This window comes from Sphingomonas sp. TDK1 (assembly GCF_001650735.1).
GTDB lineage: Bacteria > Pseudomonadota > Alphaproteobacteria > Sphingomonadales > Sphingomonadaceae > Sphingomonas.
On sequence record NZ_LXVY01000034.1, the window covers coordinates 444,334 to 468,565 of the forward strand.

Sequence of the window (24,232 nt, forward strand, 5' to 3'; positions counted from 1 at the left end):
GGAAGCCGCCCCAGTTCTTCGGGGTGACCTGGTTTAGTTTAGTCGGCGAGCAAGGCTGTCTTGCCGCTGGCGCCCTGCAGATGGACGGGGGATCCACCGGCCCGGCGGCGCTGGAGCCAGTCCTTCAGCAGTTCGGCACAGCTATGATCGACCGCATCCAGCCGCGACACATCCAGCAGCACGGACTTGCCGCCGGGCACCGACTCCAGGCGATCCGAAAGCTTAGGCAGCGTGATGAACGTGGCCGAACCCGCCAGCGCAATGCGATGTTCGCCCGCTTCCTCCTGCTGGTCGACCTTGAGGCCGAGGCGACGGATATTCGGAACGAGTTCGAGCAGCGAGAGCGCGATGCCCACCAGCACGCCGGTCAGCAGATCCTGGGTCACGACCAGGGCGCAGGTCACGGCCCAGATTGCAGCCGGCAGCACGCCGTAATGCGCGAACAGGTGACGGACATGCTTGAGATTGACCAGCTTTGCGCCCGTCACGACAAGCACCGCGCCGAGCGCCGCCATCGGGATTTCGCGCAGGAGCCACGGCAGCAGCGCGACGAAGCCGAGGATCCACACGCCGTGCAGGACCGCAGAAAGCCGGGTCTGCGCACCGGCCTGGACGTTCGCGGAGCTGCGGACGATGACCCCCGTCATCGGCAATGCACCGGCAAAGCCGCAAAGCAGGTTGCCGATACCCTGTGCGCGCAATTCCTTGTTGTAGTTTGTGCGCACGCCGTCATGCATGCGATCGACCGCGGCGGCCGACAGAAGTGTTTCGGCGCTGGCGATGAAGGCGAGTGCGATCGCGGCGGTGATCACGCCCGGATCCAGCCACTTGGCGAAGAAACCGCTCTCCGGCAGCGCGATCGCGGAGACGATGTTCGACGGTACTGCGACGCGAGTCACGTCCAGACTGAGGCTGAACGCCACCAATGTCGCCGCGACCACGCCGACCAGCGCGCCCGGGACGAGCTTGACGGCGGCCGGCTTGAACTTGTCCCAGCCGAGCATCGTGACGATGGTGAGGATACCCAGCGCAAGGGCCATCTCCGCCGACGCAAGATCCATGGAAAGACCAAGCACCCTGCCCGGCATCGCCGCGAGATTGGCGAGACCATTGGAGAGCGGCTTGGCGTCGAACAGCACGTGATACTGGCCAACGACGATGAGAATGCCGATGCCCGCGAGCATACCGTGCACCACGGCGGGCGAGATTGCGCGGAACCAGCCGCCGACACGCAGCACGCCTGCGATCACCTGAATGGCGCCCGCGAGGATGAGGATCGGCCCGAGCGCGGACAGCCCCTGCTCGCGCACCAGCTCGAACACGATAACGGCAAGACCGGCCGCAGGGCCGCTCACCTGGAGCGGCGAACCCGCGAGCAGGCCAACGACCAGGCCACCGATGATGCCGGTGACCAGGCCCTTCTCAGGCGGCACGCCCGAGGCGATGGCGATGCCCATGCAGAGGGGCATCGCCACGAGGAACACGACGATCGACGCCGTGAAGTCGCGCACGAAGCTCTTGGGCTTCGGTGCTTCCGCGACCGTGCTCATTCGGCTGCCTCCGCATATTCGATGTCGCGCGCCAGCCGCTGGCCGGCCGGCAGCGCCACCGGCATCGGGCGATCCTCGCGGATCGGCATGAAGCGGCCGCTCTCGCCGTCGAGGCCGAGCACCATGCCCGCGCCGATATCGACGAACCAGCCATGCAGTGCGATCTCGCCACGCGCGATGCCCGCCGCGACGGACGGATGCGTACGCAGATGGGCAAGCTGCACCACGACATTCTCCAGCGCCGCGGTGCGGACCGCGTCCGCACCTTCCAGATTGTCATAGCCGCCGTCGACCACGCACTTGGCGGCGTGGCTGTGGCGGAGCCAGGCGGTCACGTTGGGCATGCCTTCCAGCATTTCCGGGTTCATCAGCGCCTTCATCGCGCCGCAGTCCGAATGGCCGCAGACGATGATGTCGCGTACGCCGAGCGCCGCGACGGCATATTCGACGGTCGAGGACACGCCGCCGTTCTGGGTGGCGAAGGGCGGCACGATGTTGCCCGCGTTGCGGCAGACGAACAAATCGCCGGGGTTCGCCTGGATGATCTGCTCGGGCACGACGCGCGAGTCGGCGCAGGAGATCATCAGCGCCTTCGGGCTCTGCCCGTGGGTGGCGAGCTTGGAATAGAGGGCGTGCTGGTTCGGGAAGACCTGCTTCTCGAAATCGACGACGCGTCCGATCACTTCGTTCACGGCTTGCTCCTGTAACAGACCCGCGGCGCGGGCATCTCTTCAGGATCGCAAACTACCGGTCAGCATTTGCTGCATCGCGGCGCGTTCGTAAGAAAACGTTGCTAAGCTATTGGCCCGTCGCGCGGCAGGATGATTTCGGCGCGCAGACCCCCGCCCTCCCGGTTGGTCAGCAGGAAATTGCCTCCTTCGGCCTCCGCCGCTCGGGCGACGATCGACAGTCCCAAACCGAAGCCCACGGTGTCGCGCGAGCGCGCCGCATCGAGGCGAACGAAAGGCTGCATGACGCGCTGGAGATCCTCGTCCGGGATACCCGGGCCCTTGTCCTCGACACGGATCGCCACCGCGCCCTCCACCGGCACCAAGCGGATGCAGCACTGGCCGGCATAATGCACGGCATTGTCGACGAGGTTGTTGAGCGCCCGCTTGAGCATCAAGGGGCGCACGACATGCTCGAAATGATCCGGCCCGTCATATTCGACGTCGCGGCCATGATCGGCATTATCGTCTGCGATCGTCGCGCACAGCACCGCGAGATCGACGCGGGCGGGCATTTCCTTATCGCCCTCGCCCCCGAGGAAGGCGAGCAGCGACGAAATCATTGCCTCCATTTCCGTAATGTCGGTCTCGACCGCGGCGTGGACGTCCGGGTCGGCGATCGCATCGGCGCGCAATCGCAGCCGGGCAAGCGGCGTCCGCATGTCGTGCCCGACCGCGGCCAGCGCCTGGGTGCGATCGGCGATCAGCCGCTGGATCCGCTCCTGCATCCGGTTGAACGCGCTGATCACACGGCGCAGTTCCTTGGGACCAGCTTCCTCGACTTCGAGGATGCCGCCTGTGCCGAACCGATCGGCCGCCACCGCGAGCCGTCGCATCGGAAGCAGCATTCGCCGGAGCAGAATGCCACTGATCAGGATCAGCGCCAGCGCTGGGGCCAGCGCGAGCAGGATCCGCGAAAGGCCCAGGTCGGCGGCGTGGACATGCTCGCGGGTCCGAAAATACATCCAACTGCCGTCGGGCATCGGCACCGCTCCGACGATCAGTGCCTTGCTGCCCTGCGAAGTCAATCGCAGCCGCAGTCCGTCGGAGGCTAGAGTCGGTTCCCACAGCACGACCTGCTCGTAGAGGCGATCCAGATCGGGCTGCTCGCGCAGGCCGTTGGGGAGCTGGGGCATCCAGCGCACTTCATAGCGCGAGGTCGTGAAATCGGCTGCGAGGATCTCGCGCCGCGCGGGCGGCTGTTCGGCGAGCAGCTTGCGGGCGATCACCAGATGTTCCGCCAGACGCCGCGCCTCGTCGTCGCGGACCGCGAACTGGCTCGCGCGCTCGTAGAGAAGCGTGGAAACGGCAAATTCGATGAGGATCGTCAGCAGCAGGATCGCGAAGACCTGCCCGATCAATCCCGAGGGGCGCTTGAGAAACGCCCTCAAGTGCGGGTCACGGGTACGTTGAGCGTATAGCCGATGCCGCGCACGGTAACGATCGGCGCCTGATGCCCAGCATCCGAAAGCTTGCGACGCAACCGGCTGACGAGCACGTCGATGCTCCGATCCGAGCTGTCGCCGAGCCGCGTACGCGACAATTCGATCAGCCGCTCGCGCGAGATGACGCGGCCCGAATGGTCACACAGCGTCACGAGCAGGTCGAACTCGGCACCGGTCAGGTCCACCACCGCACCCGTCGGCGAGAGCAACTCACGGCGCGGCAAGTTGACGGTCCATCCGTCGAAGGTGATTTCACCCTTTGGTCGCTCGGTCGCGTCCCGCTCGCCCGCGCCGCGGCGAAGTACGGCGCGCACCCGCGCCACCAGTTCCCGGGTACCGAACGGCTTGGGCAGATAATCATCGGCGCCCAGTTCGAGTCCGACGACCCGGTCGGTCTCGCTGCCCTTGGCCGAAATGAAGATGATCGGGACGGAGCTTTTCTGGCGGATCGCACGGCACAGATCGATACCGCTGGTTCCCGGCAACATCACGTCCAGCAGCACGAGATCGACAGGCCCCTGCTCCAAGGCCAGCCACATCTCCGGCGCGGAGGATGCGGGACGGACCGTATAGCCGTTTTCCTGGAGTGCGCGCGCGGTGAGCGTGCGCAACTGGGGGTCGTCCTCCACCAAGACGATGGTGGGGAGGGTCAGCGGAGGTTCACCTGCATACATCGCGCAAGAACGTAAGGAGCCGGTCTCGGAGGGTCAACGCCGCTGCGGCAAGTTGTTCCGTGACGTGCGTCACGGCCGGGCATGGCCGCCGGCGATAGAAGCAGCGCACAACGTGGGGGAATCACCATGCAGATGCCGCGCCTGAACCGCTCCGTACTACCGGGCCGCATGCGGGCGAATCGCAGCGCGGTCGAAGCGCTTCCGCTCGATACGCTCGCTCAGGATCTAGCGCCCGCTCCGGGTGATGCTGCGTTCGAGCCCCGGCACCTACTTGCGGCCCTCGACGGACTTTCGTCCGCGGTGATCGAAGCGACCGGAAGCTGGGCGTTCCTGGCCGCCGAGCGCATCCAGCTGATCGACGCGGCACACAAGCTCGCCTGGCTTCTGGTGCGGGTCAATCGAAACGAGCCGATGATCGCCCGCGCGCCCGATATCGCCGGTACGACCCGCGCCACCGTGGCAGCGACGCATCAGCTGCGCGCGGTCTCCCAGCTCGGCGACGGCGCGGACGCCCTGCCCTTGTTGTCCCGGCTGATCGTTCGCATCGACCAGCTGCTGCCACGCACCGCGCAACTCTATCAATAAGCAACACCCTCTGGCGTATCGCGGAGGGCGGAGCTAGAGCGGCCGCGAAGGTTTCACCTTCTTACTCATGCCGGTGCCCGTTCGCGGGCGAAGAGGGAATGCGGTGCGGACGCCTCGGCGTCCAACGCCGCAGCTGCCCCTGCAACTGTAAGCGGAGAGCGGTCGGGCAAAGACCATTGGAAGCGATTCCGAGAAGGCGCCCGCACCGCTGCGACCCGCAAGCCAGGAGACCTGCCGGCACGGGGTCGCTCACGCTCGGCCCAGGGTGCGGCTGTGGCGCGGTATTTCCGTTCGAGCGACATCGACGGACCGGGTGCGCCCAGGCGCGCTCGGCCCGATGGGCATGTCAGGATGGGATGAGCGCGCGTGATGATAGTTGTACCGACCGCCTTTGAAGAGCGCGCGGCATGAACCCGTTTCCCAACGCGGCAGCCTTTCACCAGGCGCTCACCGCTCTGCCGGCGATGGATGCAGCCGCCGCCAATGCCGCCCGCGCCCGCCAGCAGCAGCTCACAAAGCCGCCCGGCTCGCTTGGTCGGCTGGAGGATCTCGCGGTCTTTCTCGCGGGCTGGCAGGGCCGTGCCCAGCCATCGATGGACAGGGCACGCGCGGTGATCTTTGCCGGCAATCACGGCGTCGCAGCGCGGGGCGTCAGCGCGTTTCCGTCCGAAGTGACGGCGCAGATGGTCGCGAACTTCGCGAGGGGTGGCGCGGCGATCAACGCTTTGACCAGCGCGATCGGCATGCGCCTGGATGTCGTGGCTCTCGACCTGGACCGGCCAACACACGACTTTTCGACCGGCCCTGCAATGACCGAGGCGGAATGCCTCGATGCGCTGGCACAAGGCGCTGCGGTCGTGACGCCCGACCTGGATCTGCTGTTGCTCGGCGAGATGGGTATCGCCAACTCCACCGCTGCCGCGGCACTGTGCCTCCGCAGTTTCGGCGGTGCTGCAACCGACTGGACCGGCCCCGGCACCGGTCTCGATGCGAAGGGTGTGGACAGGAAGGCCGCGGTCGTCGCCGAGGCCATCGCCCTGCACGCAGACGCCCCTGTGACTCCGTTCCAGACCTTGCGGCGCGTTGGCGGACGGGAGCTTGCGGCAATCGCCGGCGCCGTGGTGGCTGCGCGGCATGCCGGGGTCCCCGTACTGCTCGATGGCTTCATCTGTTGCGCGGCGATCGCGCCATTGGCAGCGGTAGTTCCAGAAATTGTCGGCCATTGCATTGCCGGCCACTGCTCGGCCGAGCCCGGCCATGCACGCCTGCTCGATCTTCTGGACCTGGATCCGCTGCTGCGGCTCAACCTTCGACTCGGCGAGGGTAGTGGCGCGGCCGTGGCGGCGGCGGTCCTGCGCTCAGCGCTGGCTGCGCACAACGGCATGGCGACCTTCGCCGAAGCGGGGGTAGCCGGCGCCGCATGACCGGCATTGTCCTGCACCTCCTGCGCCACGGCGTCACCGACGCCGAGGGCCGGCTGATCGGTCGCACAGACGCCACCCCTCTTCCGGAGGGCGTGAAGGCTTGCGCTATTCGGGCGACCGGACTGCAATTCGAAGCAGTTTTCAGTTCAGGTCTTGAGCGAACTCGTGTCCCGGCCGAGAAAATCGCGGCCAGCCATGGTCTTGTCGCGCATGCGGATGCACGCTGGCGGGAGCTCGACTTCGGGAGCTGGGACGGTCAGGCGCTGGATGCGATCGACAGCCAGGCCCTTGCCGCGTTCCAGAGCGAACCCGCCAACCACACGCCGCCGCAGGGCGAAGCATGGGCGGCCCTGGTCGCGCGCGTCGGCGAGGCGATCGCAGCCATCGAGCGCCCCACGCTTATCGTAACCCATGGCGGCGCGATGCGGGCGGCACTTGCCAACCTGTGCGCCATCGACTTCCCACAGCTGTGGAACATCGCCCTGCCCCATGCCGCGTTGCTCAGCGTGCGCATCTGGCCCGGGACGCCGCGCGTAGGCCAGATCATCGGACTTGTGACATGAAAGACTTCGTCCTCGCCCTCCAGTTCCTGACGCGTCTGCCGCTGCCGCCCGTGGCCGCAGGCGACGCCGCTTTCGCACGTTCGATCCGCTGGTTTCCCGCCGCCGGCCTGGTGGCAGGACTCGTTCTCCTGCTCGGCCTATGGCTCGGCTGGCTACTCGATCCCTGGACGGGGGCTTTGCTCGGCCTGGCAGCATGGGTGTGGGTCACCGGCGCGCTCCATCTCGATGGGCTTGCCGACATAGCCGATGCGAGTGGCGCAGTGCACAAGGGGCGCGAGCGACTGCGCGAGGTGCTGGCGGATCCGCATGTCGGCAGTTTCGGCGCGGTTTCGATCGGACTGCAGCTGCTCGCCAAACTGGTGCTGCTCCATGCGCTGCTTGCGGGTACGGGCTGGTGGGTCGTGCTGTTCGTGCCAGCGGCCGCGCGATTTGGCCCGCTGGTCTGGAGCTGGTGGCTGCCGCCGCTGCACGAAGGGCTTGCCAGCCGCTTCCGCAACGTCATTCGCCCTGCCGATCTGATCCTATGGCTGGTGCTCCTTGCCTTCGCCGCCGCGCTCGCCAATCCGGCGCTGGCCGCAGCTCCTTTATTGATTGCCGCATGGGGGTGGCGGGTGCGGCGCCTGCTGGGCGGTATCTCGGGAGACGGCCACGGCGCCGGGATCGAACTCGTCGAAACCGGGCTGCTGCTCGCCCTGGTGATCGCACCGCATCTGGGATGAGCGACCCGCTGCTTCATCATGGCGGCAATCTGGCCGCAGCCCGCGCGCGGTTCGGCGACGGGCCTTGGCTGGACCTTTCGACCGGTATCAATCCGAAAGCGTGGCCGGTCCCCGATGCGCTGGACGTAGATCTCGGCCCCCTCCCCGATCCGGCGGCGCTGGCTGCGCTCGAAGCCGCGGCGGCAGAACATTTTGGCGTGGCCGCAGAGCAACTCTGCGCAGTGCCGGGCAGCGAGATGGGGCTGCGACTGCTGGGCACGATCCTGGGTGGCCGTGCCTGCCATATCGTGCCGGGCTATCGTACGCACGCTGCTGCATTCCCCGACAGCACTCCGCTGGCTGCCGATTCCCCCATTGCTGGCGATGCCGCGCTGCTGCTCGCCAATCCAAACAATCCTCTGGGCATCCTGCTCGATCGCGATACGCTGGAAGCGATGTTGGCGGAACGCACCGCCAAGGGCGGCTGGTTGATCGTCGATGAGGCTTTTGCCGACGCCCATCCGAACGCGAGCATCGCGGCATTGGTCCATGAGGACCGCCGGCTGATCGTCTTCCGGTCGTTCGGGAAATTCTTCGGGCTCGCGGGGGTGCGGCTTGGCTTCGTCCTTGCGCCGCGCCCGATCCTGGCGCGCTATCGGGCGATGCTCGGCGACTGGCCGATCGACGCGACGGCGCTGGCGATCGGTACGCGCGCCTATCGCGATGCGCGCTGGATCGCGGCGACGCGAGAGGCCCTTGGCGTCCGCGCCGCTGCGTTCGATTCCCTGCTGAACGCCCATGGCCTGATGGCCATGGGGGAATCGCCCCTGTTCCGACTGGTCGCGCATGCTGAGGCGCCAACGCTTTTCGAGCGGCTCGCCCGGGCAAACATTCTTGTCCGCCCCTTCGACTATGCTCCGCACTGGCTGCGCTTCGGCATGCCGGCAGATCCCGACGCGCTGGCCCGCATCGATCGCGTGCTTCGTGATGGCTGAGCCGGTAGCGCTTGCGGCACTGGCATTGGAAGCTGCCATCGGATGGCCGACCTGGCTCTATGCGCGGATCGGTCACCCCGTCGGCGGCTTTGCGCGACTGATCGCGCTTTGCGAGCGATGCTGGAACCGCGCGGACCAGCCTGACATCAAGCGTCGAGCGTTCGGGGTGGTGACCGTGCTGCTGCTCCTGTCGGCCGGGGGCGGCGCCGGCCTCGTCGTGGAGGCAATAGCGGCGCGCTCGTCATTCGGCTGGCTGGTGCTGGTTGCCGCGGCCTTTCCAGGGCTGGCCCAGCGGAGTCTATACCTGCATGTTCGCCCGGTAGCTGCCGCGCTGGCGGGCGGCGACCTCCCGGCCGCACGCACGGCGGTTGGGTATATTGTCGGCCGCGACACGGCACGACTTGATGCTCCGGGAGTCGCACGCGCCGCGATCGAGAGCCTGGCCGAAAGCTTTTGCGACGGCATCGTCGCGCCGCTGTTCTGGCTGCTGGTGGGCGGCCTGCCGGGCCTGTGGGCCTATAAGGCGATCAACACCGCCGATAGCTTGATCGGTCATCGCGAGCCGCGCTGGCGTGCCTTTGGTTGGGCGGCGGCGCGCACGGACGATCTGCTCAACCTGGTGCCTGCCCGGGTTTCCGGTCTGCTGCTCTGTGTGGCGGGCGGACGAGGCTGGCGGACGCTGTGGCGTGACGCCGGCAAGCATGCCTCCCCCAACGCCGGCTGGCCCGAGGCCGCAATGGCGGGTGCGCTCGGGCTCCGTCTCGCCGGACCGATCACCTATGACGGCGTGGTGGCCGACAAGCCGTGGATTGGCGATGGCCGCGCGACAGCAGATGCCGCCGACATCCAGCGGGCACTGGCCCTCTATGTCCGCGCCTGCGGGCTGCTATGGCTGATCGCGGGAGGGGTCGCATGGCTGCGTTGATGCTGCAGGGAACCGGGTCGGACGTCGGCAAGTCGGTGCTGGTGGCGGGCCTCTGCCGCGCCTTGAGCAATCGCGGCCTTCGCGTTCGTCCGTTCAAACCGCAGAACATGTCGAACAACGCGGCTGTCACCGAAGACGGCGGTGAAATTGGCCGGGCGCAGGCGCTGCAGGCGCTCGCCTGCCGGGTTGCGCCGCATACCGACATGAACCCCGTGCTGCTCAAGCCGCAGGCGGACCGCAGCTCGCAGCTCGTGGTGCACGGCAAGGTGCGCGGCACGCTCCATGCCGGCAATTACCGCGAGGCGCGCAAGGCGCTGCTCGGAGAGGTGCTGACCAGCTATCACCGCCTGGCCGCCGATTGCGACCTGGTAGTGGTCGAAGGTGCAGGTTCCCCTGCCGAGATCAACCTGCGCGATGGCGACATCGCCAATATGGGGTTCGCCCGTGCTGCGCAGGTGCCGGTACTACTCGTCGGCGATATCGATCGCGGTGGCGTGATCGCGGCGGTGGTCGGAACCCGCGCGGTTCTTGATGCGGACGACGCCGCGATGATCCGCGGCTTCCTGATCAACAAGTTCCGGGGCGATCCCGCTCTGTTTGCGGACGGCTATGCGCAGATCGAGCAACGCTCGCAGTGGCGCGGCTATGGCCTGATTCCCTGGTTACACGATGCCGCCCGTCTGCCGAGCGAGGATGCAGTGGTATTGGAGCGGCACAGCCAGTCCAAGAACGGGCGCGTGCTGATCGCCTGCCCCATGCTCCCCCGCATCGCCAACTTTGACGATCTCGATCCGCTGAAGCTGGAACCCGGCGTGACCCTGGCGATGATCCCGCCCGGCCGCCCTCTCCCCGGAGACGCGACGCTGGTGATCCTCCCCGGCTCCAAGGCCACGATTTCCGATTTGGCGGCCCTGCGCCAGCAAGGCTGGGACATCGACCTGCTCGCCCATCATCGCCGGGGGGGCGCCGTGCTCGGCATCTGCGGCGGCTACCAGATGCTCGGCCGTACCATTGCCGATCCCCACGGGATCGAGGGGCCGACCGGCAGTGCAGCCGGCCTGGGCCTGCTGGATGTGGAAACCGAACTCACCTTGGAAAAGGCATTGCGGCCCGCGCGCGGCATCGCGTTCGGCGCCGACATTCAGGGCTATGAGATGCACATGGGCGTTACCAGCGGTCCGGATACCGCCACACCATTCGCCGCGCTGGATACAGGCGCCGACGGTGCCATTGCCCGGGATGGACGCGTGCTTGGCACCTATCTTCATGGCCTCTTTGCCAGCACGCCGCTCCGCCGTGCCCTGCTCGCCCGCATCGGAATCCCCTCGTCCGGCGTGGACTATGCTGCGTCCGTCGATACGGCGCTCGACGCCATCGCCGCCGTGCTGGAAACCCATGTCGATATCCCCGCACTGATCGCGCTCGCCAGGGAAGCAGCATAATGACCAGCCTTTTTGTTCTTGGCGGCGCGCGTTCGGGCAAGAGCCGATATGCCCAGCAACGCGCAGAATCACTCACCGGTGACCTGATCTACGTCGCCACCGCACAAGCGTTTGACGACGAGATGGAGGATCGCATCTCCCGCCATCGCGCCGATCGCGACGCGCGCTGGTCGACGCTCGACGTGCCGCTGGATTTGCCCGCCGCGATCCTCGCCAATGCCGGGCCCAGCCACGTCCTGCTTGTCGACTGCCTCACGCTCTGGACGTCGAACCTGATGTTTGCGGAACGCGATCTCGACGCGGAGACCGAGGCCCTTGCCACCGCTGTCGCCGATGCAGGGGGACCTGTGATCCTCGTCGCCAACGAAGTCGGTCTGGGCATCGTGCCGGACAACGCTCTTGCCCGCCGCTTCCGGGACGCGGCCGGCCGTCTCAACCAGGCGATCGCCGCCGCCGCTGACGAGGTCCAGTTCCTTGCCGCCGGCCTCCCGCTGCGACTGAAATAGCCGCTGGTTGACGAAGCGACACGGCGGGTCGACGCTTGCCGGACATCTCTGCCGGGAGTCTGTCGCCGATGAAATCAATCCTCGTCTTTCCCCTGCTGCTCGCGCTCGCACCGAACGAAGAGGTCTCCCCCGTCGATCGCCTCGCGCACGAGCAGATGCTGGTACTCGATACGCATCTCGACACGCCCGAACTGTTCGAGCATCCCGGCTGGGACTTCGCGCGCTGGCACGACCGAAAATTCGACGGCAGCCAGGTCGACGTTCCCCGGATGGAGCAGGGCGGGCTCGATGGCGGTTTCTTCGTCATCTACACCCCGCAGGGGCCGCTGACGGCGGAGGGTTATGCCGCCGCGCGCAACGCCGCCCTCACCCGCGCCACTTGGATCCAGCGCGTGGTGGCCGCACATCCCGACAAGCTGGAATTGGCGACCACACCCGCCGATGCAAGGCGGATTGCCGCAAGCGGCAAACGCGTGGTCTTCCAGAGCATAGAGAACAGCTATCCGCTGGGCGAGGATCTGAGCCTTCTCCCCTATTTCCACGATCTCGGCGTGCGAATGGCCGGCCCGGTGCACTTCCGCAATAACCAGTTCGCCGACAGCGCAACGGACAAACCGCGCTGGCACGGCTTCAGTCCATTGGGCAAGCGTTGGGTGTCGGAAATGAACCGGCTGGGCATGGTGATCGACGTCAGCCACGCCTCGGACGACGTGTTCGACCAAGCGATCGAATGGTCCAAGACGCCAATCATCGCCTCGCATTCGGGGCCCAAGGCGATCTTCGACCATCCGCGCAATCTCGACGATGCCCGTATGCGCAAGCTGGCAGCCGCAGGGGGCGTGTTGCAGATCAACAGCGTGTATCTTGCCCCGACGGTCTCCGGGCCGGGCGGCGATCGTCTGGCGGAGCGGCAGCGGCGTTGGTGGGTGCTCCAGCCCGCCGAGCAGCGGCGGCTGGTGGCCGATATGGCCGCGCTCGACGCCGCAGACGGCACCGCCGATTTCGAGTTGTTCATGCGCAGTCTGCTGCACGCCATCCAGGTGATGGGCGTCGACCATGTCGGCATCGGCGCGGACTGGGACGGCGGCGGCGGCGTGCGGGGCATGGAAGATATCACCGCCCTTCCCCGCATCACCGCACGCCTCCGCAAGGCAGGCTATAGCAATGCGGACATCGAGAAGATCTGGAGCGGCAACCTGTTGCGCGTGCTGCAGGCAGCGGAGGACTGGTCGACGGCACATCCCGGATAAAAAACGGACTGCCCATACCAGCGAAGAGCTTGACGCAATTAGTTAGCGTCCTAACTAACGACCCTTATGGCCGATCGGCACTCTTTGGAACGCGCGCTTGCGACGCGAATGAACCCTGCGTCGCGGGCGTGGCAACGGCTTGCCGATGCGGAACTGGCTTCGCTGGACGTGTCCAGTTCCACCGGCTGGACGCTCGTCTATCTGCAGCGTCTCGGCGACGGCACCCGCCAGGCCGATCTGGCCCGCGCGGTAGGCGTAAGCGAAGCGTCGCTGGTCCGAACGCTGCATGCGCTGGAAGATGCGGGTCTTATCCAACGCATTGCAGACGCGCGCGATCGCCGGGCGAACCACCTGCAACTCACCGAAACCGGCGTTTCGCTTGCGTCACGGATCGACACGCGCCTCGCCGCGTTGCGCAGCAAGTTGTTCGAAGGGGTGAGCGACGCCGCGCTGGAGGCGACCTTGGAGGTATTGGACCATTTGTCCGCGCGTCTCGCAGAACGGCGGCCGCAGTCATGATCGAGCGCTGGGGCATCGACGCAGCTGTCTTCTCGCTGAAAGCCTATGCAGCCGGGATGCTTGCCATCTATCTGGCGCTGTCGATCGGACTTGATCGACCCTATTGGGCGTTCCTCACCGCCTATATGATTGCGCAGCCATTGGCCGGGGCGGTGCTGTCCAAGGCATTGTTCCGGGTCGTCGGCACGATCGTCGGGGCAGCTGCGGCGGTGGCGATGGTGCCGCCGCTGATCAACACGCCTGAATTGCTGGTCCTGGCGATATCGGGCTGGCTGGCGCTGTGCGTGTTCGTGTCGCTGCTCGATCGCACGCCGCGCGCCTATATGTTCGTGCTTGCTGGCTATAGCGCCGTGCTGATCGTGCTGCCCAGCGTCGACACACCGGGTGCCATCTTCACCGTCGCCAGCCTGCGCGTGCAGGAGATCACCCTCGGCATTCTGTGCGGCAGCCTGATGCACGGGGTGGTGTTCCCGCGATCGGTCGCCGCCTTCCTGCTCACCCGTGTCTCGACGATCCTGCGCGATGCGGAGCGCTGGTCCCGCGACTCGATCGCGCTGGAGCCGGTGGAGGGTGTAGACGCCGAGCGGCGGCGTCTTGCCGCCGACATCACCGAGCTGCACCAGCTTTCCATTCACCTGCCCTATGAGACCGTTCGCACCGCCCCCCGCGTCCGCACGGTACGCGCGCTGCAGGATCAGCTTTCGCTGCTGATGCCGCTCGGCGCGGCGGTGGACGATCGTACGGTGCAACTACTGGCACATGGCGGACTGCCGCAGGACGTCGCTGCGCTTCTCGTCGATACGCGGGAATGGTTGAAGACCCTTGATCGCGACCGGGACGAGCGGGCTGCCGATGCGGCAATCCTCGAAGCGCGCTGTGCCGCACTCGAACCGGAGGTGCACGAGGGCAGCTCGTGGCATGACCTGTTGCTGCTCAGCCTGCTTTCGCGCCTCGCCGCACTGATCGGCGCACATCGGGACTGCCGGGAACTCGCCGAGCAGCTCGCCACCCTGGATCGCCGTCCGGTCAGCCCCCGCGTAGCCGAGCTTCTGGAAGGCCGCCGCGGCCGCGAACTGCATATCGACTGGATCGGCGCCGCCCGTGGTGCGCTGGGCGCGTTCCTCACGCTGGCAATCGGCTCGGCGATCTGGATCGCCAGCGGTTGGTCCGATGGCTCGACCGCAGTGATGCTGGCCGGCGTGTTCCTGGCGCTGTTTGCCGCGGCCCCCGATCCGCTGCTACCGCTGCGGTCCTTCTTCTGGGGCACGCTGGTCGCCACCATCCTCGGCGCGATCTATGGCTATGCGATCATGCCGCGCCTCGACGGGTTCGGCCAGCTCGCCCTCGCGATGGCCCCTCCGTTGCTGGTCCTCGGTGCGATGATGCATTCGCCCAAATGGATGGGCCTGGCGCTCCCGACGCTCCTTGGCCTCGGCAGCCCGCTACTGATTTCCGCCCGTTACACCAGCGCGTTCGCAAGCTTCGTCAACGGCGCCATCGCACAGCTGATGGGCGTCGCCTTCGCCATCCTGATGGCGCGGCTGCTGCAATCGGCGGGTATCGAACAGGCGATCCGCCGGACGCTTCGTGCCGGCTGGGCGGATATTGCGGAGCGCAGCAACCTGATGACGCCGCCGGACGTTCGCGGCTGGATCAACCGCATGCTGGATCGCATCGCACTGCTGGCGCCCCGTCTGGCGCTCAGCGGACGCTCGCCGGGCAAGCCGCTCTACGATGCCCTGCGCGACCTTCGCACCGGCGTGGCGATTGCCGAACTCCGTGCCCTGCGCCTCGAACTGCCGCCGGAGCGTTCTGCCCCGCTTACCGACGTTCTCCGCGACGTCGGCGACTATTATCGCCGCCTCGAACCCGAAGTTGAAAAGCCCGAGGATCCCCGTTTGCTCGCCCATATCGATACGGCGCTGCACGCGATCGCCAAGGACACCGACGCCGCAGTACGCCGCGCCGGTGCCCTGAGTCTGCTGAGCCTGCGCCGGAACCTGTTCCCCGATGCCGATCCCGCCCCGGGAGCGCGGCTATGACCGGGGAGATTTCCATCGACGGCGTCTTCGTGCCGACGCTGCTTCTGCTCGGCGTCATCGCCATGCTGCTGACGATGGTGCTGACGCGCGTGTTCAACGCGCTCAGCCTGTACCGCTTCGTCGCCTATCGCGCGCTTGTCGATCTTTGCCTGTTCGTTCTTTTGCTCGGCCTGCTTGCCTGGGCCACCCCCTCGATCGGATTCCACCCATGAAACGCTACCTCCCCGCCCTTGGCCGCAGCGCCGCGACGATCCTTATCGTGGTCGCCGCCGCTTTCGTCGCCATGTGGTTGTGGCAGCATTATGCGCGCAGCCCCTGGACGCGCGACGGGCGGGTCCGTGCGGACGTGGTCCGCGTGACCCCGGATATCGGCGGGCTGGTGACCGCGGTCGCAGTGCGCGACAACCAGCAGGTAAAGGCTGGCGATCTGCTCTTCGTCATCGATCAGCCGCGCTATTCGCTGGCCCTCGCCCAGGCGCGGGCCAGCGTGGAAAGCGCCCGCGCAACCCTCAACCAGGCACAGCGCGAAGCACGGCGTGATCTGGCGCTGGGCAATCTCGTCGCGGCGGAAACGCATGAGCAGAACGTAGCCCGCGTCGCGACGGCCCAGGCCGCGCTAGCCCAGGCTCTTACCTCGGTGCAAAGCGCCGAGCTGAACGTGTCGCGCACCCAGGTCAAGGCGTCGGTCAACGGCACCGTGACCAATCTCGATCTCCACCCGGGCGACTATGTTGCAGCCGGCCAGCAGGCGATGGCGCTGGTCGATGCCGACAGCCTGCGGGTTGAGGGCTATTTCGAGGAAACCAAGCTGCCGAGCATCCGCATCGGTGCCCCCGTGACGGTCGAACTGATGGGTGAACCGCGGCTGCTCCACGGCGTGGTCGAGAGCATCTCCGCGGGCATCAACGATACGACTCGCAGCAACGCGGGCAACCTGCTGCCCAGCGTCGATCCCACCTTCACATGGGTGCGACTGGCACAACGCATTCCGGTGCGCGTGAAGCTCACCCAGGTTCCGGCCGACGTGCGACTGATCACGGGCCGGACGGCCACGGTGACGATCCAGCCGAACGCGGTGGCACGGCCCGCACCCGCGCGGCCCGCGCCCTCGCCGTCTGCCGCGCCGACGCCAACCCCCGCTGCGTCAGCGAAGGTACGCTGAGTATGCGCCACCTCCCCGCGCTTGCTGCGCTCGCCCTCATCGCCGGTTGCACGCATGCCGGACCAGACTATCACCCTCCCGTTACCGGGCCGGCGAACGATCCAGCCGCGACGGGCAAGTTCCTCTCGGCGCAGAACAACGCCTTTGCTGACGCGCCGCTGCCCGATCACTGGTGGCGGCTCTATACGGACCCGCGGCTCGACGCGCTGGTAGAGGAGGCGCTAGCCGCAAATGCGGACTTGCGAACGGCCGACGCCAATCTCCGTCGCGCCGAAGCGGTGGTTCGCCAGACCGAGGCGACACGCCAGCTCACGACCGATCTTTCCGGCGGCACCACGCTTTCGCGACCGTCCGGCACTGGCGCCACGCTGCCGGGCACGCTGGGCTATAATCTCGGGATCGCCGTGGGCTATCCGCTGGACGTGCGCGGCAAGATCGCCCGCGCGATCGAGGCAAGCCTGGCCGATCGCGACACCGTCGCCGCCGCGCGCGACGCCGTGCGGGTGAGCGTGGCTGCAGCCACCGCCCGGGCCTATGCCGATGTATGCGCCGCCAATTTCCGGCTCGCGACCACGCAGCGCATCGTGACGCTGCAGCGCCAAACCTTTTCCGCCACCCAGCGCCTGCAACGCGCCGGGCGCGGGACCGCGTTCGACGTCAGCCGCGCACAGGCGGCGGTGCAAACCAGCGAAGCCAGCTTGCCGGCCTTTGCGGCACAGCGCCGCGCAGGCCTCTACACCTTGGCGGCGCTGCTCGGTCGCCCGGCCGCTGAGTATCCGCGCGACGTTGAAAGCTGTGCCGCCCTCCCCGCCCTTCCACGGCCGATGCCGGTAGGCGACGGCGCTGCCTTGATCCGCCGCCGGCCGGACATCCGCCAGGCCGAACGGACCATCGCCGGCGACACCGCACGGGTCGGGGTCGCCACGGCCGATCTCTATCCGCAGATCAACCTCGCCGGCTCGGCAGGACTGAGCGGGCTCGTCGATCGTGCCGGTGGTCCGACCTCCTTCGGCTTCAGCCTTGGGCCGCTGATCAGCTGGAGCTTCCCCAATCGTCCGGCGGTCCGTGCACGGATCGATGCGGCGGGGGCCCAGGTCGACGCCGACATCGCGCGTTTCGATTCGACCGTGCTCAGCGCGCTGCGTGACACCGAGACGGCGCTGGAGACCTATGCGCGGGACCGCGACCAGGCGGAGGCGCTCCGCCGCGCGCGCGATAGCGCGGCCACCGCTGCGGACCAGGCCGGCCGCCTCTTCCGTTTTGGCCGGAGCGATTTCCTCGCCCTGCTCCAGGCGCAGAGCAGCCTTGCCCAGGCCGAGGCGAGCTATGCGACCGCACAGGCGCGCCTTCCCGACGACCAGATCGCAATCTTCCTCGCGCTCGGCGGCGGCTGGGAATAAGAGCCGCCCATGACCTTCACCGATATCGCGAGCCGGACTTACAACCATAACTTCCGGCTCGACCCGATCGTACGCAGCCTGCTCGACACGGACTTCTACAAGCTGCTGATGCTGCAGATGATCCGGCGGCTGCATCCGGACACGCAGGTGACCTTTTCGCTGATCAACCGTACGAAGACGGTGCATCTGGCAGAGGTGATCGATGAGGCCGAGCTGCGCGCGCAGCTGGATCACGCGCGCTCCCTGCGCTTCTCGAAGAAAGAGCTGATCTGGCTGGCCGGCAACAGCTTCTACGGCAAGACCCAGATGTTCGCGCCGGACTTCATCGCCTGGCTCGCGAACTTCCAGCTTCCCGCCTATGAACTGGAACGCCGCGGCGGTCAGTTCGTGCTCCACTTCCACGGCCCCTGGACCCATACGACGATGTGGGAAATTCCCGCGCTCACCATCGTCAACGAACTCCGTTCGCGCACGGCGATGCGCGGCCGCGACCGGTTTGCGCTCGACGTGCTCTACGCCCGCGCCAAGGCCAAGCTGTGGGATAAGGTGGAACGGCTTCGCGGCCTGCCCGATCTCGTGCTGTCGGACTTCGGCACGCGGCGGCGCCATGGCTTCCTGTGGCAGCGCTGGTGCGTCGAAGCGCTGAAGGAAGGGCTCGGTCACCGCTTTATCGGCACGTCGAACGTGCTGCTGGCGATGGACGCGGATCTGGAAGCGATCGGCACCAACGCACATGAGCTGCCGATGGTGGAAGCCGCGCTGGCACCGGACGATGCCAGCCTCGCCGATGCGCCCTACCGGGTGCTGGAGCAATGGCGCGGGCATTATGGCGGCAACCTGCTGATCGCGCTTCCCGATGCGTTCGGCACCACTTCATTTCTGGCGCGCGCTCCCGATTGGGTGGCCGACTGGACAGGCTTTCGACCGGACAGCGCTCCTCCGATCCCCGGAGGTGAACAGATCCTGCGGTGGTGGCAGGAGCATGGCCGCGATCCACGCGACAAGCTGCTGATCTTCTCGGACGGGATGGACGTCGAGTCGATCGAGGCGACCTATCGCCACTTCAACGGCAGGGTGCGGATGAGCTTCGGCTGGGGCACCAACCTCACGAACGACTTTCGCGGCTGCGATCCCGACGGGGAGGCCGGGCTGGAGCCGATCTCACTGGTCTGCAAGGTGGTGGCGGCGAACGACCGGCCGGCGGTCAAGCTGTCGGACAATCCGGCAAAGGCCACCGGCGAGCCGGCGGAAATCGCCCGCTATCTGCGCGTATTCGGCGACGCCGGTCGCACCGAGCAGATAGTGCAGGTCTAGCCCCGCCAGTCCACGGAGTTGCCATAGGGGTGGCAGGTCGCCAGCACGCGTCGCGGCTCGCCGCCAGGATACCAGCTGAGCGACAGCCGCACTTCGCTGCGGGTCTCGGTCCATTCAAAGCCTACCCAGGCGAGCGGGCGCTGGGGAGTCGCATATTGCCCCGCATCCTCGATCATCGCGACGACCGCGGCGCGATCGCGCGGGGGTAGATACTGCAGCACCATCGAGTGCATCACCACCCGGCAGACGCCTTCGACCTGCGGCTCGGCTAGCCGGCGGGCGAGCCATTCGGACGCGTCGCCCTTCTCCACCTGCGGCGGATGGCGCCGCGCCATGCCCAGCGCCTCTTCGAGGCGATGCAGCCGCAACGGCTGATCCGCGAAAATATAGGCCATCAGCCGTTCGCAGGTTGCCGGATCGGCGGCGCTCAACGGGTTGAGATCAACGCCGCGCGCGCCGACCACTTCCAGCGGGGCCGGCTGCGGTGCGGGGCCGTTCCAATCGGGTGCGACCTGCACGGGCGAGTGGCGATCCCCCGCCAGAACACCGCCGAGATCGAATCCATAGCGCCCCAGATTGAGGTTCAGACCGCAGCTGGAACCGATCTCGAGAAGCTCGAACGGCAAACCGAACCTTCGGCGCACCTGCATCAGCGCGGCGACGATCGCGCCCGAGCGGCCCACTTCGTTGGTCTGCGGCGTGCGACGGAGAAAGCCCGCGATAAGAGTATCCTCGGCCTCCAGCGCCGCGCCGATCGCGCCGTCAAAGTCGTCATGTTCGTGGCGATAGAGCGCTGCCAGCGCCGGCGGATTGCCGCGGCGCGCGAGGAAATGCAGTGCTGCGTTGAGGCGCATTGCCAGCGCTGCCGACGCTGGATCGCCTTCCCAATGGGCGATCAGCGCGTGGCTGTGCGGCCCCCTCGCAAGTTGGCGAAGCCCCGCGGCCAGCACCGCGCCGATGAACGGCGATCCGAGCTCTTGGGCGACCCGCGCCATGCGCGCGATCTCCGCGATGCCCGTCCGGGGTGCGATCATATTCATTACCATTTTCCCGGCAGAAGCCGCCACGTCAAAGCTTGTCGCCGGAGGCCGTTCGATTCGCAATTATATCGAACGGCCGCGTCCCGGTTCTCATCATGTGGGTCGATCAGAAGCTCTGCCAATCGTCGTCGGCACCCCCGTTTCGCACCAGTGCGGATACTGCGGCGGCCGGCAGCGGCTTCACGCTGCCGCCGTTGAAGCGCGCCGGCGAGACGCGCGAGGTTGCCATGGGGGCACCGCCACCATTGCCGACATTGAAGCGACCCGCCTGCTCCGAAAGGATGCTGACTTCGCTTGCCAGGTTACGGGCGGCGGCAGAGGTTTCCTCCACCATCGCGGCGTTCTGCTGGGTCGACTGATCCATCGAGCCCAGCGCAGCGCTGATCTCGGTGACGGCGCTCGACTGAGCGTTGTTATCGGACGCCATATTGCCAAGCAGCTGGTGGACCTCACCCACGCCGTTGGAAATGTCCGCCAGCGCGCCATCGACACGCTGCACGGCATGCACCGCGGTCACGATGTCGCTCTGCGTCGCAGTCAGCTGATCGCGGGCACGGCCAGCTTCTTCTTCCGCACGCATCGCCAGCGCCGAGACGAGGTCGGCGACGACGGCGAAGCCACGGCCCGCTTCGCCGGCGCGGCCCGCTTCCACGGCGGCGTTCATCGCGAGAACGCGGGTCTGGAACGCGATCTTGTCGAGCCCCTCGATGACGCTGTCGATGCCCTTGGCGCTGTCCGACACGCGGCCCATGGCCTGCACCGCTTCGTCCGCAGTGCTGCGGCCATTGTTGACGGTGGCCATGGTTTCGTCGGCGCGCTCGACCGTGCGGCTCGAGGCGGTTGCCGTTGCCTTCAGGCGCTGGTCCATCTGGGTGACGGCAGCGGCCGTCTGTTCCAGGCTGGCGGCGTTCGCTTCCGTACGGCGCGCAAGGTCTTCGCTGGCCTGTGCGATCTCGTTCGAACCGGTATGGATCGACGTGGTCGCTTCCATCAGCGATGCGATCAGATCCCGCAGGCTCTGGATAGCATCGTTGAAGTTATTCTTCACCGCCCGGTACTCACCCGGGAAATCGGTGGTGATCCGCGCAGTGAGGTTACCCTGGGCCAGTTCGGCGAGGTGCGAGGAGACGGTCTCGACAACCATCTTCTGCGTCGCTTCCGCCTGCGCGCTGGCGGCATCCGAGGCTTCCTTGGCAAGCGCGGCGTCACGGAACACGAGCACGGCACGGGCCATGTCGCCGAGTTCGTCCCCACGCGTGGTGGCGGGCACTTCCACATGGTTTCGACCGGCAGCCAGATCCGCCATGGTGCGGGTCAGCTGGCTGATCGGACGCGCGATGATGCTGCTGAGCATCACGGCCAGGCCGATGGCGATGCCGATCAGCGCGATCGCTCCGATGATCAGGACGGTGGTCGCAGTCGCGATGGCGCCTTCCTGACGCGCGCCGTTCTTCTCGATCGCGTCAGCCTGGGCGTCCTTGATGGCGCGCAGCGGCAGCACGGCGGCAGAAACGAGGACTGCCTTGCCGGCGCCGCGGACCTGCGCCTCGGCTTCCTCGCGCTTGCCGGCCTTCACCTCGGCAATCAGGCGATCACCCCACTTTTCGCGCCACGACAAGGTTTCGGTGCGCGACTTGCGGAGCGCGTCGAGCAGCGCGGGATCGGTCAGCAGCTTCTCGAGCTCGGCTGACGTTTCGTCATATTCCGTCCGGCCCTCGTCATACGACTTCAGATAGGTCGGATCGGCGGTAACGAGGAAGCCGCGCAGCTGGCTGTTCTGACGCAGCAGTGCGGTTTCCAGCGTCAGCGTCTTCGAGTGGATCTGCTGGCTCAGGTTATTCTGATCGGTGACCGAGCGGATCATCGAGATGTTCATGAAGAACACGATCATCACGATCGCTGCGGATGCACAGATCAGCAGGAACGAAAGTGCGAGCTTCCTCGGAATTTTCATCGATGCAATCATTTCTGGTCTTTCCGATATCTTTGGACGCGCCCGAACGTGCTGGTGTCGATCGCGGCCTGCGCAACAGCCGAACCGATCGCCGGAAAATCGAAGGAAACGGGGGGAGTCACAGGCCTATCCGCCCGTCTGCAGCGCGCGAACGGTGATCGGCGGCGTGCGCCGCCGAGCCGTCGGCAATGGCAAGAAAACGATGGCGCATGCGAGTTCCCATCCCGTTCCCGGTCTGTGGTTTATCGCATTATAGGAAGGATCTCTTACCGATCGGTCACCAAGGGGGGAAACATTGCCCCTGTAGAACGACGTAGCGGGTGCGGAGATCAGGAGTTTTCCCGAAGGAATCGCGCCATGACCGCGCGGCTAACGGCCAGCATGGGCCGGCCGGTCTCAAACTGCTTTCCACCGACCGTTCATGGCCCGTAGCAGTACATCTCGACGCAGGTTCGTGGCGTCCAATTGCGCGGGGCCGGAGCGCCTGAGCGCCCCTGCCCCGACGCCTACGGGAAAGCAATTTACTTGCGGTCCTTGCGGCCGCCCCTCCAGTAGAGCAGTCCAGCGACGATCGCCGCCGATCCCACACCGATCGCGGCGCCCATGCCGATCTGACGACTGCTGGGCATACGGCGCTTCGCCGCTTCCGCCATCTCCTTGGCGACGGCGAGCGCTTCTCCCTCACCGGTCTGCGGCGATTCCGGCGCATGTTCGGGCGAGTGGGCTTCGGCGGGCACGGGCGCTTTCTTGGTCATCATCTTCCTTCGACACACGCGGTCATCAACCAACTTCTTCATGCGGCGGTTACCCCCCGGCTTGCAAGGCGCAACCGCACCCCGCAATAGCGGTCTGCGATGAACCCGATCTATTCTTCGATGGGCACCACCATCTTCGAAGCCATGTCCGCCCGCGCTCGGGCAAACGGCGCAATCAATCTCGGGCAAGGCTTTGCCGATGGCCGCGGACCCGAAGCGGTGCTGGCGGCCGCCGCGCGCGCCGTTCTGGAGAAATCGAACCAATATCCCCCGATGGCCGGCCTGCCCGAACTCCGCCAGGCTGTGGCGGACCATTATGCCCGACATCAGGCGCTGAACCTCGCTTCCGAGGAAGTGATCGTCACCTCCGGCGCGACCGAAGCATTGGCTGCCGCGCTCTTCGCGCTGATCGAACCGGGCGACGAAGTACTGTGCTTTCAGCCGCTATACGACGCCTATGTTCCGCTGATCCGTCGCGCCGGCGGCGTGCCGCGCTTCGTGCGGCTGCGCCCGCCCGAATGGCGGATCGAGCGGGATGCCCTGGAAGCGGCGGTAACGTCGCGAACCCGTCTGATCCTGCTCAACAATCCACTCAATCCCGCCGCGACGATGACGAGCGCCGAAGACCTCGCCATGCTCGCCGATTTCTGCGTGGCCCACGATCTGACCGCGATCTGCGATGAGGTATGGGAGCATGTGACCTTTGACGGTGCCCGCCACCTGCCGCTGATCGGCTTTCCGGGCATGCGCGAACGAACGGTGAAGATCGGCAGCGCCGGCAAGATCTTCGCGCTCACGGGGTTCAAGGTCGGATGGATGTGCGCCGCACCGGCGCTGGCGCGCATTCTCGCCAAGGCCCACCAGTTCCTTACCTTCACAACCCCGCCCAATCTGCAATGGGCCGTAGCCGAAGGCTTGGCGACACAGGATGACTGGGTGGAGCAGGCACGCAGCGGATTCCAGGCGGGGCGCGACAGGCTTGCCGCCGGCCTGCGGGAGGCCGGCTTCACCGTGCTGCCTAGCGCCGCCACCTATTTCCTTTCCGTGGATCTCGCCGCCTCCGGACTGTCGCTGGACGACGCCACATTCAGCGCGCGGCTGGTCGACGAAGCCAAAGTCGCGACAATCCCCGTCTCCGCCTTCTACGCCGAGGACCCAGTGACAAACGTGGTGCGGTTCTGTTTCGTCAAGGAGGATGCGGTGCTCGACGAAGCCATTGCGCGGGTAACGCAATGGCGGGCCGAGCTCGGCTGAACGCGCG

Annotated in this window: 23 protein-coding genes and 1 riboswitch; of the genes, 16 read left to right on the top strand and 7 right to left on the bottom strand. The window is 66.7% G+C overall.

Translation table 11 applies throughout. The features are described from left to right. Positions 1-38 precede the first annotated feature (38 nt). From A7X12_RS18730 to A7X12_RS18745, 4 genes are all read right to left on the bottom strand, one after another. Positions 39-1,550: a SulP family inorganic anion transporter gene (locus tag A7X12_RS18730; RefSeq protein WP_064312948.1), complete on the bottom strand. Its 1,512-nt coding sequence runs from the start codon at positions 1,548-1,550 to the stop codon at positions 39-41. Next, positions 1,547-2,242, bottom strand: a complete 696-nt coding sequence (locus A7X12_RS18735; protein WP_064312949.1) for a carbonic anhydrase — start codon at positions 2,240-2,242, stop codon at positions 1,547-1,549. Before A7X12_RS18735 ends, A7X12_RS18730 begins: the two co-directional genes overlap by 4 nt. A 101-nt stretch (positions 2,243-2,343) precedes the next feature. Continuing rightward, positions 2,344-3,669, bottom strand: a complete 1,326-nt coding sequence (locus tag A7X12_RS18740; protein ID WP_064312950.1) for an ATP-binding protein — start codon at positions 3,667-3,669, stop codon at positions 2,344-2,346. Beyond that, complete coding sequence (locus A7X12_RS18745) at positions 3,666-4,376, bottom strand: response regulator transcription factor (protein ID WP_064313067.1); 711 nt, start codon at positions 4,374-4,376, stop codon at positions 3,666-3,668. The genes A7X12_RS18740 and A7X12_RS18745 overlap by 4 nt, the downstream gene beginning before the upstream one ends. 102 nt (positions 4,377-4,478) lie before the next feature. On the opposite strand from A7X12_RS18745, the gene A7X12_RS18750 reads away from it, so the two are divergent. The 15 genes from A7X12_RS18750 (at position 4,479) to pncB (ending at position 19,222) form a co-directional block, all read left to right on the top strand. Beyond that, the gene (locus A7X12_RS18750) at positions 4,479-4,982 is read left to right on the top strand and encodes a hypothetical protein (RefSeq protein ID WP_198162077.1); all 504 of its coding nucleotides are present in this window, start codon (positions 4,479-4,481) and stop codon (positions 4,980-4,982) included. A gap of 54 nt (positions 4,983-5,036) precedes the next feature. Further along, a riboswitch (cobalamin riboswitch) is annotated at positions 5,037-5,235 on the top strand. A gap of 154 nt (positions 5,236-5,389) precedes the next feature. Further along, the gene (gene cobT / locus A7X12_RS18755; RefSeq protein ID WP_064312952.1) at positions 5,390-6,406 is read left to right on the top strand and encodes a nicotinate-nucleotide--dimethylbenzimidazole phosphoribosyltransferase; all 1,017 of its coding nucleotides are present in this window, start codon (positions 5,390-5,392) and stop codon (positions 6,404-6,406) included. Then, positions 6,403-6,969, top strand: a complete 567-nt coding sequence (locus A7X12_RS18760) for a histidine phosphatase family protein (RefSeq protein ID WP_064312953.1) — start codon at positions 6,403-6,405, stop codon at positions 6,967-6,969. Before cobT ends, A7X12_RS18760 begins: the two co-directional genes overlap by 4 nt. Beyond that, positions 6,966-7,688 carry an adenosylcobinamide-GDP ribazoletransferase gene (locus A7X12_RS18765; protein WP_064312954.1) on the top strand — a complete coding sequence of 241 codons (723 nt, stop codon included), beginning with the start codon at positions 6,966-6,968 and terminating at the stop codon, positions 7,686-7,688. The genes A7X12_RS18760 and A7X12_RS18765 overlap by 4 nt, the downstream gene beginning before the upstream one ends. Then, positions 7,685-8,662: an aminotransferase class I/II-fold pyridoxal phosphate-dependent enzyme gene (locus A7X12_RS18770; RefSeq protein ID WP_064312955.1), complete on the top strand. Its 978-nt coding sequence runs from the start codon at positions 7,685-7,687 to the stop codon at positions 8,660-8,662. Before A7X12_RS18765 ends, A7X12_RS18770 begins: the two co-directional genes overlap by 4 nt. Beyond that, positions 8,655-9,587, top strand: coding sequence for an adenosylcobinamide-phosphate synthase CbiB (gene cbiB, locus A7X12_RS18775; RefSeq protein WP_064312956.1), 933 nt, complete (start codon positions 8,655-8,657; stop codon positions 9,585-9,587). The genes A7X12_RS18770 and cbiB overlap by 8 nt, the downstream gene beginning before the upstream one ends. Beyond that, positions 9,575-11,029, top strand: a complete 1,455-nt coding sequence (locus A7X12_RS18780) for a cobyric acid synthase (RefSeq protein ID WP_064312957.1) — start codon at positions 9,575-9,577, stop codon at positions 11,027-11,029. Before cbiB ends, A7X12_RS18780 begins: the two co-directional genes overlap by 13 nt. Further along, a complete protein-coding gene (cobU, locus tag A7X12_RS18785; RefSeq protein WP_064312958.1) occupies positions 11,029-11,535 on the top strand; it encodes a bifunctional adenosylcobinamide kinase/adenosylcobinamide-phosphate guanylyltransferase in 507 nt (168 codons plus the stop codon). Before A7X12_RS18780 ends, cobU begins: the two co-directional genes overlap by 1 nt. 68 nt (positions 11,536-11,603) lie before the next feature. Continuing rightward, entirely contained in the window at positions 11,604-12,785 is a 1,182-nt protein-coding gene (locus A7X12_RS18790; protein WP_084445702.1) for a dipeptidase, read from the top strand. 108 nt (positions 12,786-12,893) lie between these two features. Then, positions 12,894-13,304, top strand: coding sequence for a MarR family winged helix-turn-helix transcriptional regulator (locus A7X12_RS18795; RefSeq protein ID WP_084445705.1), 411 nt, complete (start codon positions 12,894-12,896; stop codon positions 13,302-13,304). After that, the gene (locus A7X12_RS18800) at positions 13,301-15,346 is read left to right on the top strand and encodes an FUSC family protein (RefSeq protein WP_064312960.1); all 2,046 of its coding nucleotides are present in this window, start codon (positions 13,301-13,303) and stop codon (positions 15,344-15,346) included. Before A7X12_RS18795 ends, A7X12_RS18800 begins: the two co-directional genes overlap by 4 nt. After that, entirely contained in the window at positions 15,343-15,558 is a 216-nt protein-coding gene (locus tag A7X12_RS18805; RefSeq protein WP_064312961.1) for a DUF1656 domain-containing protein, read from the top strand. Before A7X12_RS18800 ends, A7X12_RS18805 begins: the two co-directional genes overlap by 4 nt. Next, positions 15,555-16,508: an efflux RND transporter periplasmic adaptor subunit gene (locus A7X12_RS18810; RefSeq protein ID WP_064312962.1), complete on the top strand. Its 954-nt coding sequence runs from the start codon at positions 15,555-15,557 to the stop codon at positions 16,506-16,508. Before A7X12_RS18805 ends, A7X12_RS18810 begins: the two co-directional genes overlap by 4 nt. A 2-nt stretch (positions 16,509-16,510) precedes the next feature. Continuing rightward, the gene (locus A7X12_RS18815; RefSeq protein ID WP_064312963.1) at positions 16,511-17,908 is read left to right on the top strand and encodes an efflux transporter outer membrane subunit; all 1,398 of its coding nucleotides are present in this window, start codon (positions 16,511-16,513) and stop codon (positions 17,906-17,908) included. Between the two features lie 9 nt (positions 17,909-17,917). Further along, the gene (gene pncB / locus A7X12_RS18820; RefSeq protein ID WP_064312964.1) at positions 17,918-19,222 is read left to right on the top strand and encodes a nicotinate phosphoribosyltransferase; all 1,305 of its coding nucleotides are present in this window, start codon (positions 17,918-17,920) and stop codon (positions 19,220-19,222) included. Here pncB and A7X12_RS18825 read toward each other — a convergent pair. The 3 genes from A7X12_RS18825 to A7X12_RS18835 all read right to left on the bottom strand — a co-directional run bounded on the left by A7X12_RS18825 (position 19,219) and on the right by A7X12_RS18835 (position 22,974). Then, on the bottom strand, positions 19,219-20,262 hold the full coding sequence (locus A7X12_RS18825) for a DUF2332 domain-containing protein (protein ID WP_064312965.1): 1,044 nt from the start codon (positions 20,260-20,262) through the stop codon (positions 19,219-19,221). The two genes, pncB and A7X12_RS18825, sit on opposite strands and share 4 nt — an antisense overlap. A gap of 106 nt (positions 20,263-20,368) precedes the next feature. Continuing rightward, the gene (locus tag A7X12_RS18830; protein WP_064312966.1) at positions 20,369-22,228 is read right to left on the bottom strand and encodes a HAMP domain-containing methyl-accepting chemotaxis protein; all 1,860 of its coding nucleotides are present in this window, start codon (positions 22,226-22,228) and stop codon (positions 20,369-20,371) included. Between the two features lie 509 nt (positions 22,229-22,737). After that, positions 22,738-22,974: a hypothetical protein gene (locus tag A7X12_RS18835; RefSeq protein ID WP_232318576.1), complete on the bottom strand. Its 237-nt coding sequence runs from the start codon at positions 22,972-22,974 to the stop codon at positions 22,738-22,740. 96 nt (positions 22,975-23,070) lie between these two features. Here A7X12_RS18835 and A7X12_RS18840 point away from each other — a divergent pair, with 96 nt between their 5' ends. Continuing rightward, entirely contained in the window at positions 23,071-24,225 is a 1,155-nt protein-coding gene (locus tag A7X12_RS18840; protein ID WP_064312967.1) for an aminotransferase, read from the top strand. Positions 24,226-24,232: the final 7 nt, after the last annotated feature.

What these genes read in the sequence shown, in the direction of transcription:
- A7X12_RS18730 (WP_064312948.1), bottom strand. Translation starts at nt 1,550, where the DNA reads ATGAGCACGGTCGCGGAAGCACCGAAGCCCAAGAGCTTCGTGCGCGAC.
- A7X12_RS18750 (WP_198162077.1), top strand. Translation starts at nt 4,479, where the DNA reads ATGGCCGCCGGCGATAGAAGCAGCGCACAACGTGGGGGAATCACCATG.
- cobT (WP_064312952.1), top strand. Translation starts at nt 5,390, where the DNA reads ATGAACCCGTTTCCCAACGCGGCAGCCTTTCACCAGGCGCTCACCGCT.
- A7X12_RS18760 (WP_064312953.1), top strand. Translation starts at nt 6,403, where the DNA reads ATGACCGGCATTGTCCTGCACCTCCTGCGCCACGGCGTCACCGACGCC.
- A7X12_RS18765 (WP_064312954.1), top strand. Translation starts at nt 6,966, where the DNA reads ATGAAAGACTTCGTCCTCGCCCTCCAGTTCCTGACGCGTCTGCCGCTG.
- A7X12_RS18770 (WP_064312955.1), top strand. Translation starts at nt 7,685, where the DNA reads ATGAGCGACCCGCTGCTTCATCATGGCGGCAATCTGGCCGCAGCCCGC.
- cbiB (WP_064312956.1), top strand. Translation starts at nt 8,655, where the DNA reads ATGGCTGAGCCGGTAGCGCTTGCGGCACTGGCATTGGAAGCTGCCATC.
- A7X12_RS18780 (WP_064312957.1), top strand. Translation starts at nt 9,575, where the DNA reads ATGGCTGCGTTGATGCTGCAGGGAACCGGGTCGGACGTCGGCAAGTCG.
- cobU (WP_064312958.1), top strand. Translation starts at nt 11,029, where the DNA reads ATGACCAGCCTTTTTGTTCTTGGCGGCGCGCGTTCGGGCAAGAGCCGA.
- A7X12_RS18790 (WP_084445702.1), top strand. Translation starts at nt 11,604, where the DNA reads ATGAAATCAATCCTCGTCTTTCCCCTGCTGCTCGCGCTCGCACCGAAC.
- A7X12_RS18795 (WP_084445705.1), top strand. Translation starts at nt 12,894, where the DNA reads ATGAACCCTGCGTCGCGGGCGTGGCAACGGCTTGCCGATGCGGAACTG.
- A7X12_RS18800 (WP_064312960.1), top strand. Translation starts at nt 13,301, where the DNA reads ATGATCGAGCGCTGGGGCATCGACGCAGCTGTCTTCTCGCTGAAAGCC.
- A7X12_RS18805 (WP_064312961.1), top strand. Translation starts at nt 15,343, where the DNA reads ATGACCGGGGAGATTTCCATCGACGGCGTCTTCGTGCCGACGCTGCTT.
- A7X12_RS18810 (WP_064312962.1), top strand. Translation starts at nt 15,555, where the DNA reads ATGAAACGCTACCTCCCCGCCCTTGGCCGCAGCGCCGCGACGATCCTT.
- A7X12_RS18815 (WP_064312963.1), top strand. Translation starts at nt 16,511, where the DNA reads ATGCGCCACCTCCCCGCGCTTGCTGCGCTCGCCCTCATCGCCGGTTGC.
- pncB (WP_064312964.1), top strand. Translation starts at nt 17,918, where the DNA reads ATGACCTTCACCGATATCGCGAGCCGGACTTACAACCATAACTTCCGG.
- A7X12_RS18825 (WP_064312965.1), bottom strand. Translation starts at nt 20,262, where the DNA reads ATGAATATGATCGCACCCCGGACGGGCATCGCGGAGATCGCGCGCATG.
- A7X12_RS18830 (WP_064312966.1), bottom strand. Translation starts at nt 22,228, where the DNA reads ATGATTGCATCGATGAAAATTCCGAGGAAGCTCGCACTTTCGTTCCTG.
- A7X12_RS18835 (WP_232318576.1), bottom strand. Translation starts at nt 22,974, where the DNA reads ATGATGACCAAGAAAGCGCCCGTGCCCGCCGAAGCCCACTCGCCCGAA.
- A7X12_RS18840 (WP_064312967.1), top strand. Translation starts at nt 23,071, where the DNA reads ATGAACCCGATCTATTCTTCGATGGGCACCACCATCTTCGAAGCCATG.